Consider the following 17,184-nt stretch of genomic DNA (forward strand, 5'->3'; position numbering starts at 1 on the left):
TGCGTCACGAAGAGACGCAATTAATCATTTGTCTCGCTGGCCTTCAGTTCGCCACCGCATCACCACGGATCGATATTGCGCCGCGTCATGTAACCGATTACATCCCCTGCTAGCGTTGGCGCCGCCTCATCAGCGAGGCATATCAATCAAGGAACTTTTTGATGGGTTTGTATGTTGATCGACGCGTGGTGGCGCTTTCCCTGCTCAGCATGGCCTGCGCTTCGTCCAGTTTCGCCCAGGATCTTCCAGACCGCAGCCAGTGGCGCGCCAGCAGCTCCTCCCAGCAGGTTCCCGCCATGGCGGTGGGCCATCTGATCGACGGCGACCCCAAGACGGTCACCGGCGGCGCGTTCAGCCCGGGCCACTGGTTCCAGGTGGACCTGGGGAAACCCAGTGCGCTCAGCGGCGCGCGCCTGACCTGGGACGTGTCCAATCCTGAGGGGTACAGCCTGCAGACGTCGCTGGATGGCAAGCAGTGGCAGACCGCCTACACCATGCGCGATTCGCTCGGCGGCATTGAGACCCTCTACTTCGCGCCCCGCCCTGCCCGGTATCTGCGGCTGGCCAGTCCCGAGCGGACGTCGGACTGGGGCGTGTCCATCTTCGAACTTGAGCCGCTGGACAAGCGCGCATCCGCCCGGATTTCCGGGCTGGATGCGACACAGGCAGCGGCAGTGTGGCAAGGCGGCGGTGCGGTTCCCGTTCCTGTCGGCAAGGACGGCAGCCACGTCCTGGCGATAGCGCTGCCACAGGTCATCTCCACCACCGGGCTGGCAGTGGACTGGGCCGGCGCGCATGGTAGCGCCCGCCTGCAGGTACAGGACGCACAGGGACGCTGGAGCGATCTCGCGTACGACCCTCAAGCCGGCAGCCGGCAGCAGAGCTGGCTGGCTGGCACCGCACCGGTAATGGCACAGGCGCTGCGCCTGCAGGTGGAGGGCGATGCACCGAAGATCGCGCGCCTGCGCCTGCTTGGCCCGGCGGCGGTAATGACGCCGATGAAGCGCTACCAGACCGCCGCCAGCGGCGCGCAGCGTGCCCTGTTCCCGGCCTCCCTGCACATGCAGCAGACCTACTGGACCGCCGTAGGCGTGCATGGGGGCCTGCAGAAATCGATCTTCGACGAGTACGGCAACATCGAGGCGTTCAAGGGCGCACCGCTGGTACAGCCGATCTGGCGCAACGCCGATGGCGTCACCGCCGGAGCGGCCGAGCAGCCGGTGCAGCATGCCCTGCGCGACGGTTGGAAGCCGATGCCCTCGGTCACGTGGAAGCCGCAGCCCGGGTTGGAGTTGAAGAGCGAGGCCTTCGCCGTGGAGCTGGACGGCCAACCGGTCACGCTGGTGCGCCACCGGCTGCGCAATGTTGGCACGTCCCCCATCGCCGGCAGCCTGGCACTGGTGGTGCGCCCGATGCAGATGAACCCGCCGTGGCAGAACGGGGGTCTCTCGCCCATCCGTGCGATTGCCGTCGACGGCACCACGGTGCGGGTCAATGGTCGCTCGCTGCTGAACTCGCTCACGCCGGTGGATGCCGCCGGCGTGGCGCCATTCGGCACTGATGGCAGCACCGAGGTCACCGCCGCGGTGGCCAAGGGCGAACTGCCACGCGCGCAGCAGGCCGATGACCCGGATGGCTTGGCCGCAGCGGCGTTGTCCTACACCATCCAGCTCGCGCCCGGCGCCACCCGATCGGTCGTGGTTGCTTTCCCGCTGGGCACTGCGCCTGCCAGCAGCGACGGCGCGCTCCCGGAGCCGCTACCGATCACGTTCGGCATCAAAGGGCGCGATCCGGATGCCATTTTCGATGCCTTGGCAACCCGTGTCTCCAACGACTGGCAGGCCCGGCTTGGCCAGGTCGGCCTGCGCCTGCCCGACCCTTCGCTGGTGGACATGCTGCGCGCCCAGGCGGCGTACATGCTGATCAACCAGACCGGCCCGGCGATGCAACCTGGACCGCGCAACTACAACCGCTCGTTCATCCGCGATGGCATGGCCACCTCGGCGGTGCTGCTGCGCATGGGCGAAGCGCGCATCGCCCGTGACTACCTGGCCTGGTACACCGGGCATGGCGTGCATGCCAATGGCCTGGTTTCACCGATCCTCAACAACGATGGCAGCGTCAACACCGGCTTCGGCTCGGATATCGAGTACGACAGCCAGGGCCAGTACGTTGCCCTGGTCGCCGATGTCGCGCGGCTGGATGGCGGGCCGGAATCGGTGCGCGCCTACCTGCCCAAGGTGAAGGCGGCCCTGCGCTTCCTGCAGGAACTGCGAGAACGCACGCTGGTGCCCGGCTACATGGCCAGCCAGCCGGCGCCGGAACGCTTTGCCGGCATCCTGGCGCCGTCGATCAGCCACGAAGGCTACCCCTCGCCGACCCACAGCTACTGGGACGACTACTGGGGCCTGAAGGGCTGGCATGACGGCGCGTGGCTGGCCGAGTCGCTGGGCGATCACGAAACCGCCAAGTGGGCCCGGGAGCAATACCGCGCCCTGCACGACGCGCTGGCCGCGTCGATCCGCGCCACCATGGCGTGGAAGGGCATCGACTTCATTCCCTCCTCGGCCGATCTCGGCGATGGCGACCCGACCGGCGTGTCCATCGCGCTGGATCCCACCGGTGCGCAGGACGTGCTGCCCGAACAGGCATTGCGCACCACCTTCGCGCGTTACCTGGATGACGTGCGCAAGCGCAATCAACCCGGCGCGCTGTACGCCTACACGCCGTATGAAATCCGCAACGTGCTCAGCTATGTGCACCTGGATCAGCCCGAGGCCGCCGATGAACTGCTGCAGGGTTTGCTGCGCGACCGCCGCCCGCTGGAATGGCAGGTGCTGGCCGAGGTGGTGCATTCGCGGCTGCGCTTCCCGCGCTACCTTGGTGACATGCCGCATACCTGGATTGGTGCCGAATACGGGCGCACGTTGTTCGGCATGTTGATGCGCGAGGACGATGATGCGCTGTCGCTGTTGCCGGGCACGCCGCCGTCGTGGCTGGGCGGCGATGGGCTGGCGGTGGAGCGCTTGCCGACGGCGTTTGGAACGCTGCAGATGCAGGCGGTGCAGCGTGGCGATGCGCTGCAGGTGACGGTGGGCAAGGGGCTGCGCAAGGACACGCCGGTGCGGGTGTGGTGGCCTTCGCGCACCCGTCCGACGCAGGTGCGTGTGGATGGGCGCGTAGTGCAGGACTTCGATGCCAAGGGGGTACTGGTGGGCAAGCCCTTCAGGACGCTGGAGGCGGTGTGGTGATTACGGGCGACCCGGTTGTTGGTGCAGCCACGCAGGGCGTGGCTCTACGGGGCGGGTAGGCCTGGGGGGTTGGTTTCCGAGCGGGCTACTGCTTCTTCGCCTACGTTCCAGCGCGTCAGCGCCTGGGCGTAGGTGCCGGAGGCGATCTGGGTGTTGAGCGCCTGGGTGATGGAGGCGGCCAGGCCGCTGCCCTTGCGCGTGGTCACCGAGATCGCCGCCGCGTTCGGCCAGCCGCCCGGGAACAGGCCGATCCGCCGCACCTTGCCATCGCGCGCGGAGTAGGCGCCGGTGGCATTGGGTTCGAACGACACATCGGCACGCCCGGTGATGACGGCCAACCGTCCCACCACGGCATCATCAAAGTACTGATACTCCACCGGCTTGAGCCCGGCGGCGATGTTCTGGCGATCCCATTGGCGCAGGATCTGGTCCTGGTTGGTGCTGGCCCCCAGCACCACCTTCAATCCCGCCACGTCGGCGGGACGTTCGATCTTCTGCAGCGGGCCGTCGGTGCGGGTATAGATGCCCAGCAGGTCGAAACGGTAGCTGGAGAAGTCGAACTTCTTCTTGCGCTCTTCGGTAACGGTCACGTTGGACAGCACCGCATCGTACTTGCCCGACTCCAACCCCAGCGGCCAATCCGCCCACGCCACCGGCACCAGCACCAGCTTCAAGCCGAGCCCATCGGCGATGAGCTTGGCGATATCCGGCTCCACGCCGATGATCTGTCTGCTGTCGGCACCATAATCGGCGAGCGGCAGCTGCCCAGGGTGCGTGGCCACTGTCAGCGTGCCCGGGGTGACGAACGCGTAGTCCGCTGGAATCAGGGCCTGCGCTTGTGGATCAGGCGTACCGGCCAGTGCGGCCACGTCAGCCTGGTGGGATGCGGCGGCGTGGGTCGGTTCGGGGGCTGCTGTCACGCGCGAGTAGACGATGGCGCCGACACCGGCGATCAACGCAGTGGCGATGACAATGGTACTGACGGGAAGGCGGCGGGTGCGCGGGCTGCTCATGTGGATTCCTGGAAGGAGGCGGTCATAGCGTCTTGGCAAGGAACTCGGCAGTGCGCTGCTGGCGCGGCCGGTCGAACACCTGCTCCGGCGGTCCCTGCTCGATCACCCGTCCCTGGTCCATCATCACCACGTGGTCGGCCACCCGCCGCGCGAAGCCCAGCTCATGGGTGACGATGACCAGCGTGGTGCCAGACCGGGACAGTTCTTCGATCACACCGAGTACTTCGGACACCAGCTCCGGGTCCAGTGCCGACGTCGGCTCGTCGAACAGCAGTACCTTCGGCTGCAGCGCCAACGCACGGGCAATGGCCACGCGCTGCTGCTGCCCGCCGGAGAGCTGGCGCGGGTAGGCGTTCGCCTTCTCCGACAGCCCCACGCGCTCCAGCAGGTCATGCGCCTGCTGCTCGGCCTGCGCACGCGATACCCCACGCACCGCGATCGGCGCTTCGATGATGTTCTCCAGCACGGTCAGGTGCGGGAACAGGTTGAACGCCTGGAACACCATGCCTACCTCTGCGCGGCGGCGACGGATCTCGGCTTCGGGCAGCTCGTACAGGGTGTCGCCGTCGCGGCGGTAGCCCACCAGCTGCCCGCCCACGGTGATGAAGCCGCCGTCAGCGCGCTCCAGATGATTGATCAGCCGCAGCAGGGTGGACTTGCCGGCACCCGAGGGACCGATCAGCACGGTAACGCTGCCGGCCTTCAATTCCAGCCGTACATCGTCGAGCACGGGAGTATCACCAAAGTGTTTGCTCACCCCCTGCAGCGATACTGCCGCGCCCTGCCCCGCCGCCACCGGGTTGGCAAGCCCCGGCCGCGTGGTGACGCGGGGTGCTGCCCCTGGCATGCTGCGTGGTCGTGACACTACCCGCGACACACTGCGCTCGCGCTCCAGCTGGCCGCGTGCGAAACGTCGCTCGATCCGGTGTTGGGCCAGCGACAGTGCGGTCAGGATCACCAGGTACCACACCGTCGCCACCATCAGCAGCGGCACCACCTCCAGGTTGCGCCGGTAGATCACCTGCACGGTGTAGAACAGCTCGGGCAGCGCCAGCACGTAGACCACCGAGGTGCTCTTGGCCAGCCCGATCACATCGTTGAACGCCGCCGGCAGGATCGAACGCATCGCCTGCGGCAGGATGATGCGGCGGATCTGGCGTGCGCGCGGCAGGCCCAGCGCCGCCGCCGCTTCATACTGCCCGTGGTCCACCGACAGGATGCCGCCGCGGATGACCTCGGCCGAGAACGCCGCCTGGTTCAGGGTCAGCCCCAGCACCGCCGCGGTGAACACCCCGATCAGCTGCGTGGTGGGATAGGAAAACAGCGTGATCGCGGTGAACGGCACCTCCAGCACGATGGTGCTGTACAGGTAGCCCAGGTTGTTGAGCAGCAACAGCAGCACCAGCAGCGGGATCGAGCGGAACAGCCACACATAGCCCCAGGACACCGCCGCCAGCAACGGCGAGCCGGAGACCCGTGCCAGCGCCAGCACCGTACCCAGCGCGAAGCCGAAGGCAGTACCCAGCGCGGTCAGCCACAACGTGCGCGCCAGGCCTTCCAGCACCGGCCGCGCGAAGAACCATTCTGCAAAGGTGCCCCAACCCCAACGCGGGTTGCCCAGCACCGACTGCGCCGCAAGCAGGATCAGCGCAAGCGCCAACAGCGTGCCGAACAGCTGCAGCGGATGCCGCGCGGGCACGATGTGCAGCGCGGGGGTTGGTGTTGCGATGCCGCCCAGCGTGGATGAGGGGGCGCTCATGCATGTGCTCCAGGCACCAGCGCGTACGCGTCAGCGATGACAGGCCGCACTGCGCCAAGATGCTTTTCGAATGGCAGGTGCGCCACCGTCTCCGGGTCTGCCTGCAGATCGAACAGGGCGGCGTAGCCATGGCTGAGGTACAGCCCCACCGCTTCGGGCTGTCGGAAGCCGGTGGTCAGGAACACGCGCCGGTAGCCCTGGCGCACGGCCTGGTCTTCCAGCTCCTGCAGCACGCGCCGGGCGATGCCCTGGCGGCGCAGGCCCGGCAGCGTCCAGATCCGCTTGAACTCGGCCGTGTCCGGATCGCGGTGTGGCATGAACGCACCGCCGGAGATGGCCTGGCCATCGCGGAGCAGCAGCACGAAGGCCCCCACCGGCGCGGCGAAGGCTTCGGCGGGATAGCGCTGCAGCTCTTCGCGGGCGGTTCCGCCGATCCGGCGCTGCACGTCGGCGTAGCGGTGTTCGTACTCCTGCTCCAGCCCGTCGAACAGCGGCTGCGCCAGCGGGTCGTTCACCGAGGTGTACAGGAAGCGCTCGCTCATGTCGTGGACTCCACCAGGTAGTGTTCGGCCAGCCGCGCCCACAGGCTGGCGGCCGGCGCGATCGCCGCATCGTTGAACACGTAGCGCGGGCTGTGCAGGGGCGCGCTGTCGCCGTTGCCGACGAACACGAAGCTGCCCGGGCGTGCCTGCAGCAGGAACGCGAAATCCTCGCTCGCGGTGCGCGGCGCGAAGTCCTCCACCACCTGCCCGCGTCCGAACGCTGCGTGTGCCACCTCGCGGACCAGCGCGGTCTGTTCGGGATGGTTGATGACGCTGGGGAATCCGCGCGGGAAGGAGATCTCCGCGCGCGCCCCAAACGCGGCAGCGGTCTGCTCGGCAATTTCAATCACCCGCCGGCGCAACGTGTCGCGTACCTCGGGCAGGTACGCACGCACGGTAAGGGTCAACTCCACCACGTCGGGAATCACGTTGGCGGCCTTGCCGCCATGGATCGAGCCCACCGTGACCACGCCCATCTGGCGCGGATCCACGTTGCGTGACACCACGCTCTGCAGCGCGGTGACGATATGCGCGGCGGCCAGGATCGGATCCACCGCATGCTGCGGCTCGGCGCCATGGCCGCCATTGCCGACCACCCGCAACTGCGCCCAGTCCACCGACGCCATCGCCGGTCCGTCGACGAAGCCGAAGTGACCCGTCGGCACGCCCGGCCAGTTGTGCAGGCCGTAGATCGCATCCACCGGAAAGCGTTCGAACAGGCCGTCGGCGATCATCCTCGACGCGCCTGATCCGGTTTCTTCGGCCGGCTGGAACACCAGCTGCAGCGTGCCATCGAAGCGGCCGTGGTGTGCCAGATAGTGCGCGGCTGACAGCAGGATGGCGGTGTGCCCGTCGTGGCCGCAGGCGTGCATCAAGCCGTCGCGCCGGCTGGCATAAGACAGGCCGGAGTCTTCATGGATGGGCAGCGCATCAATGTCCGCACGCAGGCCCAGGCGGCGGGTGCCCTGCCCGCGCTGCAACGTACCGACCAGCCCGGTCCCGCCGATACCGGTGGTGACCGCGTAGCCCCATTGCTGCAGCAGCTCAGCCACCCGCGCACTCGTGCGGTGCTCCTCGAAGGCCAGCTCGGGGTGCTGGTGCAGGTCGTGGCGGGTGGCGATGGCATCGTCGATGCGTGCCGCGATCTGCGGCAGTACGCCACCGGTCGTCGCGGACAGATCCAGGGGTGGGCGGTGCAGGACCGTCATGGCGTTCTCCTCAGCCGACCTTGCGCGCGGGCACGGCGTCGGCCGCATGGCGGCTGGCCTTGCGCGGCAGGCCCAGGTGATCACGCAGCGTGCCGCCGTCCAGCGTGCCGCGGTGATAACCGCGCACTTCCAGGATCGGCAGCACCAGGCCGACGAAATCATCCAGGCCTTCGCGCTGCACGGAGAAGCCAAGGATGAAACCGTCGCTGGCACCGGCGTCGAACCAGCGGATCAGTTCGTCGGCCACCTGCTCCGGCGTGCCGATGAAGTTGGGCCGCGGGCTGACCGCCTGCAGCGCCACCTGGCGCAGGGTGAGGCCCTGCTCGCGCGCGTCCTGCTTGATCTTGTCGGTAGTGGAGCGGAACGAATTGCTGCCGATGTCTCCCAGCGCCGGGAATGGCGCATCCGGGTCGTACTGGCTGAAATCGTGGTGGTCGAAGAAGCGGCCCAGGTACGCCAGCGCGTCATCGAGGGTGGCCAGTGCCGTAATGGCCTGGTACTTCGCTTCCGCTTCTTCGGCGGTGCGGCCCACGATCGGGCCGATGCCGGGGAATATCTTTACATCTGACGCGCTGCGGCCATGGGCAATCGCTGCGTTCTTCACCTTCTGGGTGAACGCGCGGGTCTCCTCCAGCGAGGGCGCGTGGGTGAACACCGCATCGGCGTACTTGCCGGCCAGGGCGATGCCATCGTCGGAGGCGCCGGCCTGGAAGATCACCGGCTGGCCCTGCGGCGAGCGCTGGATGTTGAGCGGGCCTTCAACCTGGAAAAATTTTCCCTTGTGGTCCAGGCGGCGGAACTTCTCCTGCGCGAAGAAGGTGCCACTGTCGCGGTCGCGCACGAAGGCATCGTCGTCCCATGAATCCCACAGGCCCTGCACCACCTCCAGGTACTCATCGGCGATCTGGTAGCGCAGCGCGTGCTCGGGGTGCGCACGGCCATAGTTTCGCCCGGATCCCTCCAGCGGCGAGGTCACCACGTTCCAGCCGGCACGCCCGCCGCTGATCAGGTCCAGCGAAGCAAACTGACGCGCCACGGTGAACGGATCGCTGTACGACGTGGACAGCGTGCCCGCCAGACCGATCTTCGAGGTGGCCGTGGCCAGCGCCGACAGCAGGGTGATCGGCTCGAAGCGGTTGAGGAAATGCGGAATGGATTTTTCGTTGATGTACAGCCCATCGGCAACGAAACCGAACGCAATGCCGTGGTTCTCGGCCGTGCGCGCCACATCGATGTAGTAATCGAGGTTGACGCTGGCATCGGCCACGTTGGAGGGATGCTTCCAGGCATGCATGTGGCTGCCGGGGCCCTGCAGCATGATGCCGAAGGGAATGGGACGCGGGGTCTTGCTCATGGCGACGCTCCTGCGGGTCAGGCCACCGCCGCGCGGGGCGCGGGCGACAGCAGTTCAAGTGAGGTGAGGCGCGCATCGACGTCAGCCACCGGCGCGTCCAGGATGAATTCGCCGACGCCGAAGCGCTGGTGCAGCTCGTCCAGTGCACGGCGCACCTGGTGGCCATCGCCGGACAGCACGCTGGGATGGGTTTCCTCGATGCGGTAATCAGTCACGCCGACCTGGCGCGCGTACTCGGCAGCACCTTCTGCGCTGGGCAGGTTGACGGTCTGTCCCGGGCCCAGGTGCAGCTTGTAGATGCGCAGTGCGCCCAGCTGCGCGGCGGCGGCCTCGGCACTGCGTGCGGCAAAGGCCACCGTGGCCAACAGCGGGGCGTGCGTGGACACCTCACGGTACGCGCTGAAGGCCGTTTCGATACTGCGCGGATCCCCATCGAAATGGGCTGCGTAGACGAAACCCCATCCCAGTTCCCCGGCCAGCCGCGCACTCTGCGCGCTGGCGCCGAGCAGGAACCGCGCCGGCCCGGTCTGCGGCAGCGGGCGCGCCTGCGCATCGGCATGCGGATGGTCAGCGGCGAGCGTTCCCGAGAGGAAGCCTTCCAGATCGTGCAGTTGCTGTTCGAACGGGCCCACTGGCGGGCGCCCTGCGGCCAGTGCCGCCGTGGACGCAGGAAGCCCGCCCGGTGCCTTGCCCACGCCAAGATCCACCCGCCCCGGGGCCAGGCTGGCAAGCAGGTTGAAGGTTTCAGCGACTTTATAGGGCGCGTAGTGGCGCAGCATCACGCCGCCGGTACCGACCCGGATCCGCCGCGTCTGCGCCAGCACCCACGCCGCCAGTACTTCCGGCGCAGGACTGGCCAGCTGCGGCGCAGCGTGGTGTTCGGCGAACCAGTAGCGGTGGTAGCCCAGGTGTTCGGCATGCAGCGCCAACCGCAGGCTGTCGCGCAGCGCCTGCTCGGCGTTGCCGCCTTCGGCCACGGGGCTCTTGTCGAGCACGCTGATCAGATAGCTCATCGCAGCGTCCTCACGGATGGGCCACGGGAATGCCGAGCAACCCGTTCAGTGCGGCCAGGATCGGCTCGGCCCCGGATACGACCTGGCGCTCTTCGTGGATGCCAGTGGCATGCGCCGACTGCACGCCCTGCGGCAGCACCAGCTTGGGCAGCGACTGGTCCTGCTCGCCGATCTCGGCGATCACCTCGCGTCGTGGCCGTGCGAAACCAATGCGGCGCACATCCAACTGGGTATCCAGCCCGTCGATGCTCGACAGCGCTCCCTCCAGCAGCAGGCTGTGCCGGCAGAAGAACCGCTGCCCAGGCAGCTGGCCATCTTCGAATTCACGATCCAGCAGGAACAGGATCGGCTTGTGGGTGGACTGTGCAGACACGAAACGCTCCTCGATCTGGCCGGCACCGCAGTGCCGTTGGACTATCGATGCTAGAGAAGGACCGGCGCGGGGCTGCGCCGCAATTCGACAATCGGCGGTCGGATCCGGCCACGCAGATGCGCGTTGGACATGACCAGACTGCTGGTGGTTATGGCGGCATCTAGGCGATCCGCCGCAGTACCACCGGTGGTGCCGTCTGCAGGTGGCTGGCCGCACGTTCGGCCGCCAGCTCGATGCGCGCCTGCAGCGCGACGCTGCGGATTTCCACCTCGTCGAAATCGGCCGGCGTGGCATACACCCCGATCGGCAGCGTGTGCGCCTGCAGGAAACTGAACAACGGACGCAACTGGTGGTCGATGACCAGCGCATGGCGTTCACTGCCGCCGGTGGCAGCCAGCAGCACCGGCGTATCCACCAGCGCGTCCAGCCCGATGAAATCGACCAGGTGCTTGAACAGCCCCGGGTACGAACCGCGATACACCGGGGCGGCGGCGATCAGCAGGTCGGCCGATTCGATCCGGGCAAGCGCCTGTTCGATGCGCGGTTCCACCTCGTCGCGGCTCAGGGCCTGGCCCAGCGAGCGCGCGATGGGCGCCAGTTCGATCAGCTGCACGTCCATGTGCAACCGAAGCCGAAGTTGGTCAAGCAGGTGGCGCACGAGCAGCAGGGTGCGCGAGGTGGCCGAAGCGGTCGGCGAACCGACCAGGGCAACGACATTCAAGGCGGTGGTCATGCAGCTCTCCCTCAGAAGCGATAGTGGACGCGGCCATACCAGAAGGCGCCGATGGTGCTCAGCACATCGCCGGTGTCCCAGGTGGTTTCGATGCTGGCCACGTCGGTGGCGCTGCGTGCGTGCTCGGGCACCTTGCGGGTGCGCTCATCGAACAGGTTGTTGATGCCCAGCGTCGCGCTCCAGCCCGAACCCAACTCGACGCCGCCGGACAGGTTGGTGACCAGCACCGGCGGCTGCCGGTACTCCACCCCGTTGTTGAGCCGCTTGATCGGACCGTACCAGGTGAAATCGAGGTTGGAACGCCAGCGGCCCTGTTGCCAGCCGAGCCCGGCCACCTGCGTATAGGACGGCGTGCGGAAACGCAGCGCGTACTCGCTCGATTTCGTCAGCAGGTTGATGTTGGGCAGGCCCTGCAGCACTACCGGGATGTCGCGCACCTTCTGGATGGTGGTGCGGCCCACGTTGGCGGCGTAGGTCCAGCGCAGCTTGCCCCAGCCGGTTTCCTGGTTGGCTTCCAGGGTCAGTTCCAACCCGCGGGTACGGGTGTCGCCCACGTTGGTGAAGTAGCTGGCGTAGAACGCATCGCCCGGCAGGATGCTGATGCCGGCGCTGGCCAGCAGCGTATCGATGGTGTTCTTCTGCGCGGGAGTGAGCACCGTGCCACTGTTGTCGGTGATGCGGTTGGGATCCTGCGCGTTGTAGCCGATCTGGCTGGACTGTCCGAGCTGGCCACGGATGTCGATCTGGTACGCATCCAGCGCAACGTGGAAGGCCGGGCTCGGATCCCAGGTCACGCCGAGGCTGTAGTTGTTGGCCTTTTCCGGCTGCAGCGGCGTTGCGCCCAGCGCGATGGCGGCCGGTGAAGAGACCTGTGCCACCAGCGTGGTGCCGCACGGGCAGCTGCCGGTAGCCTGGTAGTACTGGGCGCCCAGGCTGGGTGCATGGAAACCGTTGCTGACCGTGGCGCGCACGCCGAAGGCGTCGGTGAAGTCGAAGCGCGTGGTCAGGCGTCCGGTGGACACGCTGCCGAAGTCGGAGTGGTCTTCCCAGCGTGCCGCCGCGTCCAGGTACCAGCGCGAGGTGACGTTGGTGGCCGCCCCGGCGTACACGGCCTTGCTGTTGCGCGTGGCCTCCACAGCGTCGGCGGTGGAATAGCCGACGAAGGCAGCGGCGCCGAAACCGATGTAGGACTCCCACTGCCCTGCCCCGCGTTCGTACTTCTCATGCTGGTACTCGGCACCGGCGCTGACCTGCAGCGGCGATGCGAACGCGGCCACGTCGAAACCCCGGCGCAGGTCCAGGTTGGCGATGCGCTGCTGGTAATCCAGCCGGCCCACGTAGAAGTCGGTGGGTGCACCGGGATAGATCAACGAGAAGTTGGCCGAATCGCGGGTGTAGGTGCGCACCGTGCTGCGGTTGGCGGTGAGGCTGGTGTCGTACTCCCACCCTGCCACGCTGCCTTTCACCCCGGCGGTGCCGGTGGTCTGCTTTTCCTTGGTCTGCAGGATCGGCAGGAAGCCATCCGGCCATACGTTCAACACGGTCGGTGCCTTGTAGGTGCCGAAGATCGTCGCCGGCAGGCGGAAGTTCTGGATCGCCTGCGCGGTGCGGTCGCTGGCCGTGGCGGTGGCGTAGAACTGCGCGTTCTCACCCAGGCCATGGCCGACGTTGGCCGCCAGCGCCTTTAGCGTGTACGACGGCGAACTCAGGATCGTGTTGGCTTCCGGGTTGCGCGTGGCCTCGGCCGGGTTCTCGGTGGTGTTGGGCGGCAGCCGGTTGTTGGGAAGCAGCGCCACCGGGTTGCCGTCGGCATCGATCGCCGGGTAGCTCAGGTAGTCATCGATATACCGGCGCGGCCGGATGGCGTGGTGCTGGCGGGTGTACTCACCGGACAGGTTCACGAAACCATCCACCCCCCACGGCAGGCCGACGTTGGCGCGCACGCTGGTGCGGGTGCCATCGCCATCGATGCTCTGCCCGCTCTCCACCGAAACATCGCCGCCCTGCGCCTGCGACTTGAGGATGACGTTGATCACCCCCGTGATCGCATCGGAGCCATACAGCGCCGAAGCGCCATCGCGCAGTACTTCGATATGGTCCACCGCCGCCACCGGGATCAGCGCCAGGTCGGTCCACGCATGGCCAGGAAAACCGCCGCCGTTGGCGCCGCTCACATAGGCGCTGGCGTTGCGGCGCTTGCCATTGACCAGTACCAGCGTGTAGCCCGGCGACAGGTTGCGCAGCTGGTAGCCACGGATGAGACTCTCCTGGTCGCTCTGGTAGCCCCCGATCTGGCTCAGCGACGGCAGGCTGCGCTGCAGCGCTTCCAGCAGGTTGGCCTGCCCGGTGGCCACCAGATCCTCGGCCGACACCACATCGATCGGCGTGGAGCTGTTCTTCACCGTGCGGTTGCTGGTGCGCGAGCCGGTCACCACCACGGCATCAAGCGTGGAAGCGGCAGCCACTGACGAGCTGGCCAGTGCCTCGGGCGGAGTATCGGGACCGGCGGCCACGGCAGGGGCGGCAAGGACGAAGGCGATCATCACGGAAAGCGGACGCAGCAGCATGTCGGGACCTGATCGAGGACAGGCCCCCATTCAACAAACAGCGCTCATCCCGCAACAGCCATCAACACGCCACCCACACCCCACATCCCGCCACCCACATGACACGCAGTTATAAACTCAGTAGAGCCACGCCCTGCGTGGCTGCGCAGACCCGGCTAGCATCCAGAACATGGCCCCCCACCCGCCCCCAACCGTCGCCATCGTCGCCGCCCACGGCCAAGGCCTGTTCGAATTCGGCTGCGCGGCAGGCCTGTTCGCCCCGATCCGCCCCGAACTCGACGTCCCCTGGTACACCACCCAGCTATGCGCGGCCGAACCCGGCGCGCTGCGCATGCTCGGCAGCACCCAGGTGCAGCTCCCACACGGGCTGGAAGCGCTCGACAACGCAGACACCATCATCGTGCCGGGCTGGCGCGACCCCGGCGAACGCCCTCCACAGCCACTGCTCGACGCACTCATCCGCGCGCACAAACGTGGCGCCCGCATCGCCTCCATCTGCTCGGGCGCGTTCGTGCTGGCGTGGGCCGGCCTGCTCGACGGGCGCAGCGCGACCACGCATTGGCGCCTGACCGAAACACTCGCACGCGAGTTCCCCGCCATCACCGTGCGCGAGGATGTGCTTTACGTCGACACCGGCAACGTCATCACCTCGGCAGGCTCGGCCACCGGCATGGACATGATGCTGCACCTGGTACGCAAGGATTACGGCGCGCACGTGGCCAATCGGGTGGCCGAGCGGCTGGTACTGGCCCCATGGCGCGACGCCGAACGCAGCCAGCGCGTGGTGCGCTCGATTCCCAACGGGGAACCCACGCGACTGGCGCGACTGATGGAATGGATCCGCCGCAACCTGCGCGAAGAACATTCGCTGCGCAGCCTGTCCGAACAGGCCTCACTCAGCCAGCGCACCCTGCAGCGCCAGTTCCTTGAAGCCACCGGCCTGTCACCGATCGACTGGTTGATCCGCGAGCGCGTGGCCTTCGCACGCGAGCTGCTGGAAACCACCGACCGCCCGTTGCACTGGGTGGCCGAACAGGCCGGCTTCGGTTCGCAGGAGTCGTTCCGCCGGCATTTTCGGGGGCAGACCGAGCTCAGCCCCACGACCTATCGCGAGCAACATCGCGGCAGCACCAACGCATACGCGTTGACCGGTTGCTGACGGCGTCAGCGCTGAACGCGTTTGTTGCGCGCATGGATCATCCAGCCCTGCGCGGCGATACCGATGAGGAACACGACGAAGCAGCCCAGCAGGGTCTGCAGCACCACCGGCGCCATCGGTGCAGCCGCCAGCGGATGCGAGACCGGCAGGCGGGTCAGCGATTCGTTGACGGCAGGCACCAACCCGAGCAGGAAACTGAAGGACAGCGCGAAGGCGGACAGGTACGGCCGCAGTCGGCCCAGAAAGCCCAGCTTGTTCACCAGCACGCCACCGAACGCCACCAGCAGCACAATGATGCCGAAGGCATGGCCGGGATTGAGGCCGCCAGTGCTGGAGACGGTAAACGAGGTCGCCACCGCCAGGACCAGGCCCAGCAGATAGAGCTTGCCGGAGGTAGTGGCGGGATCGATCTTCCGGTGCCGCACAAATCCGTATAGACCGGCCAGTACGGGGATGAGGCTGATGGCGGTGTGCAGTACACCGAGTGTTGAGAGCGGATGTGTCATGGCGGCGAATCCTTGATTGAACCTACTAGTAGGTAGACGTCTGGAGCATGAAAAAGCCCGCGCAAAGCGGGCTTACGGATAACGAATCAACGCGGTGCGACCACCCGGGCAACCGACAGCTGCGCCAGCGCCACGAAGGTCTGCGCATCACCAAAACCTCGAGCCGCCAACATGGCCCCGTGCACGGAGGCCATGAAAGCCCTGGCTTCATCCGCGGGAACGCCCTGTAACCGGAACTGTCCTTGGACGACGCCCTTCTCCAACGTGGCGGTCAACCAGCCACTGAGATCCTCGAAGTGCCCGCGAACTTCCTCCGCAATTTCCGGTGGGATCATCGGCGACTCTGCCGCCAGCATGGCGCAGATGCAGAACGACGCAGTGCCACCGGTGATGCAGGTGGACCAGTAGTCGACGTAGGCATTGAGCTCGCGAAGCGGATCGCCCAGCTGTCGGTCCAGCATGGCCAGGCCCTCCCGCGCTTCCGCGCGGTACAGCGCCACTACCGTCCGCACCAGTTCGGCCTTGCTCGGGAAATGGTGATGGATGCTGGCCTTGCTGATGCCGACCCGGGCCGAGATATCGGCATAGCTGAAGCCGTTGTAGCCGCCCGCCTCCAGAAGGGTTCTAGCCTGGGCGACGATTTCAGCGGCTTTGGGAGAGAGGTCAGACTGCATGCAGCCACTCTACTAGTTGGTAGGCCAATCCGTCAACGTTACACGGGAGCCATGTGGTGCGCCTTTTTTTGTACGCTATTATGTACATCATCAAGTTCACTGGAGCGCCCATGGCCGTCTCAGCGCGTGACGTAATCCCGCTATCGCAAGCCCGGGCCAACCTGTCGGAGCTCGCCGATCAGGTCAAGGCGGGTGCGGAAAAGATCGTGACCAAGAATGGCGAAAGCTACGTCGCCATCATCGATGCGCAACGACTGGACTATTACCACCAGTTGGAGCGGGAGCGCATCCATCTGTTGCTGATCGACGATGCAACGAAGGGACTGGCCGATGTGGCTGCGGGCAACGTAAAGGACGCGCGTAGCGCCCTCGAAGCGCGCAAACGGCGTCGCACTGAAGAAATGGGTTGATAGGGCGACAGGCATCATGACCGAGCTGTGCACCGTCAAGCTGACGCCGAACTTCGAACGCAACCTGGATGAAGTCGAGATCCATCTTCGCGAGAGCGACGCATCGCATGCATTCGACGCGTTGCTGGAAGACCTGACCGACTTCGTTGTGCCCAACCTCGAACGGTTTCCAAGGATGGGCCGATCCTTCCTTGCCCACCCTACCCGCTCGGTTGAAGCCGCACAGGCAACCGCACGATTGAGTGCGGAGCTGGCTCGCGCTGCAGCAGGCGCTGAAGTACGCGAGTATCTGATGAAGGATTATCTGCTGCTGTATGCGTTGATCGAAGGCACGGTGTACCTCCTCTCGCTCCGCCACCACCAGCAGCTCTCGTTCGATCTGGCCCGGCATTGGCCGGAGTGACATTGGGCACCTTGCGGCGCCCTTTCCATTCAATTCACTTCCACTCGACCATCAACAAGTCACGCAAATCCGCGTGATTAAAGGGAGACGTGTTGTGCGAGTTGTCGCAGCACTGCACGAACGTCAAGACCGTGCGGCTGTGTCTGCAACCTGGCCACGAGACGTCAGCGGCCTTCCCGGTGCCAGCCCGGATGTAGAGGGCATTCAACTTATTTGATA

General features: G+C 66.6%; 15 protein-coding genes. 4 read left to right on the forward strand and 11 right to left on the reverse strand.

Annotation, left to right across the window (positions count from 1 at the left end; all coding sequences use genetic code 11):
• The first annotated feature begins 161 nt into the window (after positions 1–161).
• Positions 162–3,251, forward strand: a complete 3,090-nt coding sequence (locus WIX41_RS01110) for a discoidin domain-containing protein (RefSeq protein ID WP_339445355.1) — start codon at positions 162–164, stop codon at positions 3,249–3,251.
• Between the two features lie 44 nt (positions 3,252–3,295).
• Here WIX41_RS01110 and WIX41_RS01115 read toward each other — a convergent pair whose 3' ends face one another.
• The 9 genes from WIX41_RS01115 to WIX41_RS01155 all read right to left on the reverse strand — a co-directional run bounded on the left by WIX41_RS01115 (position 3,296) and on the right by WIX41_RS01155 (position 13,813).
• The gene (locus tag WIX41_RS01115) at positions 3,296–4,264 is read right to left on the reverse strand and encodes an ABC transporter substrate-binding protein (protein ID WP_339445356.1); all 969 of its coding nucleotides are present in this window, start codon (positions 4,262–4,264) and stop codon (positions 3,296–3,298) included.
• A 22-nt stretch (positions 4,265–4,286) separates the two neighbouring features.
• Positions 4,287–6,023: an amino acid ABC transporter permease/ATP-binding protein gene (locus WIX41_RS01120; protein ID WP_339445357.1), complete on the reverse strand. Its 1,737-nt coding sequence runs from the start codon at positions 6,021–6,023 to the stop codon at positions 4,287–4,289.
• Entirely contained in the window at positions 6,020–6,565 is a 546-nt protein-coding gene (locus tag WIX41_RS01125; protein ID WP_339445358.1) for a GNAT family N-acetyltransferase, read from the reverse strand. The genes WIX41_RS01120 and WIX41_RS01125 overlap by 4 nt, the downstream gene beginning before the upstream one ends.
• Positions 6,562–7,773: a M20 aminoacylase family protein gene (locus WIX41_RS01130; protein ID WP_339445359.1), complete on the reverse strand. Its 1,212-nt coding sequence runs from the start codon at positions 7,771–7,773 to the stop codon at positions 6,562–6,564. Before WIX41_RS01130 ends, WIX41_RS01125 begins: the two co-directional genes overlap by 4 nt.
• 10 nt (positions 7,774–7,783) lie before the next feature.
• Complete coding sequence (locus WIX41_RS01135) at positions 7,784–9,127, reverse strand: LLM class flavin-dependent oxidoreductase (RefSeq protein WP_339445360.1); 1,344 nt, start codon at positions 9,125–9,127, stop codon at positions 7,784–7,786.
• A gap of 17 nt (positions 9,128–9,144) precedes the next feature.
• On the reverse strand, positions 9,145–10,140 hold the full coding sequence (locus tag WIX41_RS01140; protein WP_339445361.1) for an MsnO8 family LLM class oxidoreductase: 996 nt from the start codon (positions 10,138–10,140) through the stop codon (positions 9,145–9,147).
• A 10-nt stretch (positions 10,141–10,150) separates the two neighbouring features.
• Positions 10,151–10,513, reverse strand: coding sequence for a DUF3088 family protein (locus WIX41_RS01145; RefSeq protein ID WP_339445362.1), 363 nt, complete (start codon positions 10,511–10,513; stop codon positions 10,151–10,153).
• Positions 10,514–10,673: 160 nt separating this feature from the next.
• On the reverse strand, positions 10,674–11,246 hold the full coding sequence (gene msuE, locus WIX41_RS01150; protein WP_339445363.1) for an FMN reductase: 573 nt from the start codon (positions 11,244–11,246) through the stop codon (positions 10,674–10,676).
• Between the two features lie 11 nt (positions 11,247–11,257).
• Positions 11,258–13,813: a TonB-dependent receptor plug domain-containing protein gene (locus tag WIX41_RS01155; protein ID WP_339445364.1), complete on the reverse strand. Its 2,556-nt coding sequence runs from the start codon at positions 13,811–13,813 to the stop codon at positions 11,258–11,260.
• A gap of 169 nt (positions 13,814–13,982) precedes the next feature.
• Between WIX41_RS01155 and WIX41_RS01160 the strand changes: the two genes are divergently transcribed.
• Positions 13,983–14,972, forward strand: coding sequence for a helix-turn-helix domain-containing protein (locus tag WIX41_RS01160; protein WP_339445365.1), 990 nt, complete (start codon positions 13,983–13,985; stop codon positions 14,970–14,972).
• A 5-nt stretch (positions 14,973–14,977) separates the two neighbouring features.
• On the opposite strand, the gene WIX41_RS01165 is transcribed toward WIX41_RS01160, so the two are convergent.
• Both WIX41_RS01165 and WIX41_RS01170 read right to left on the reverse strand, forming a co-directional pair.
• A complete protein-coding gene (locus WIX41_RS01165) occupies positions 14,978–15,478 on the reverse strand; it encodes a hypothetical protein (protein ID WP_339445366.1) in 501 nt (166 codons plus the stop codon).
• 86 nt (positions 15,479–15,564) lie between these two features.
• On the reverse strand, positions 15,565–16,152 hold the full coding sequence (locus tag WIX41_RS01170; protein ID WP_339445367.1) for a TetR/AcrR family transcriptional regulator: 588 nt from the start codon (positions 16,150–16,152) through the stop codon (positions 15,565–15,567).
• 80 nt (positions 16,153–16,232) lie between these two features.
• Between WIX41_RS01170 and WIX41_RS01175 the strand changes: the two genes are divergently transcribed.
• Complete coding sequence (locus WIX41_RS01175; protein WP_409187290.1) at positions 16,233–16,562, forward strand: type II toxin-antitoxin system Phd/YefM family antitoxin; 330 nt, start codon at positions 16,233–16,235, stop codon at positions 16,560–16,562.
• A gap of 16 nt (positions 16,563–16,578) precedes the next feature.
• The gene (locus tag WIX41_RS01180; RefSeq protein WP_339445368.1) at positions 16,579–16,965 is read left to right on the forward strand and encodes a type II toxin-antitoxin system RelE/ParE family toxin; all 387 of its coding nucleotides are present in this window, start codon (positions 16,579–16,581) and stop codon (positions 16,963–16,965) included.
• Positions 16,966–17,184: the final 219 nt, after the last annotated feature.

The sequence above is a fragment of the Stenotrophomonas sp. AB1(2024) genome (genome assembly GCF_037482345.1).
Lineage (GTDB): Bacteria > Pseudomonadota > Gammaproteobacteria > Xanthomonadales > Xanthomonadaceae > Stenotrophomonas.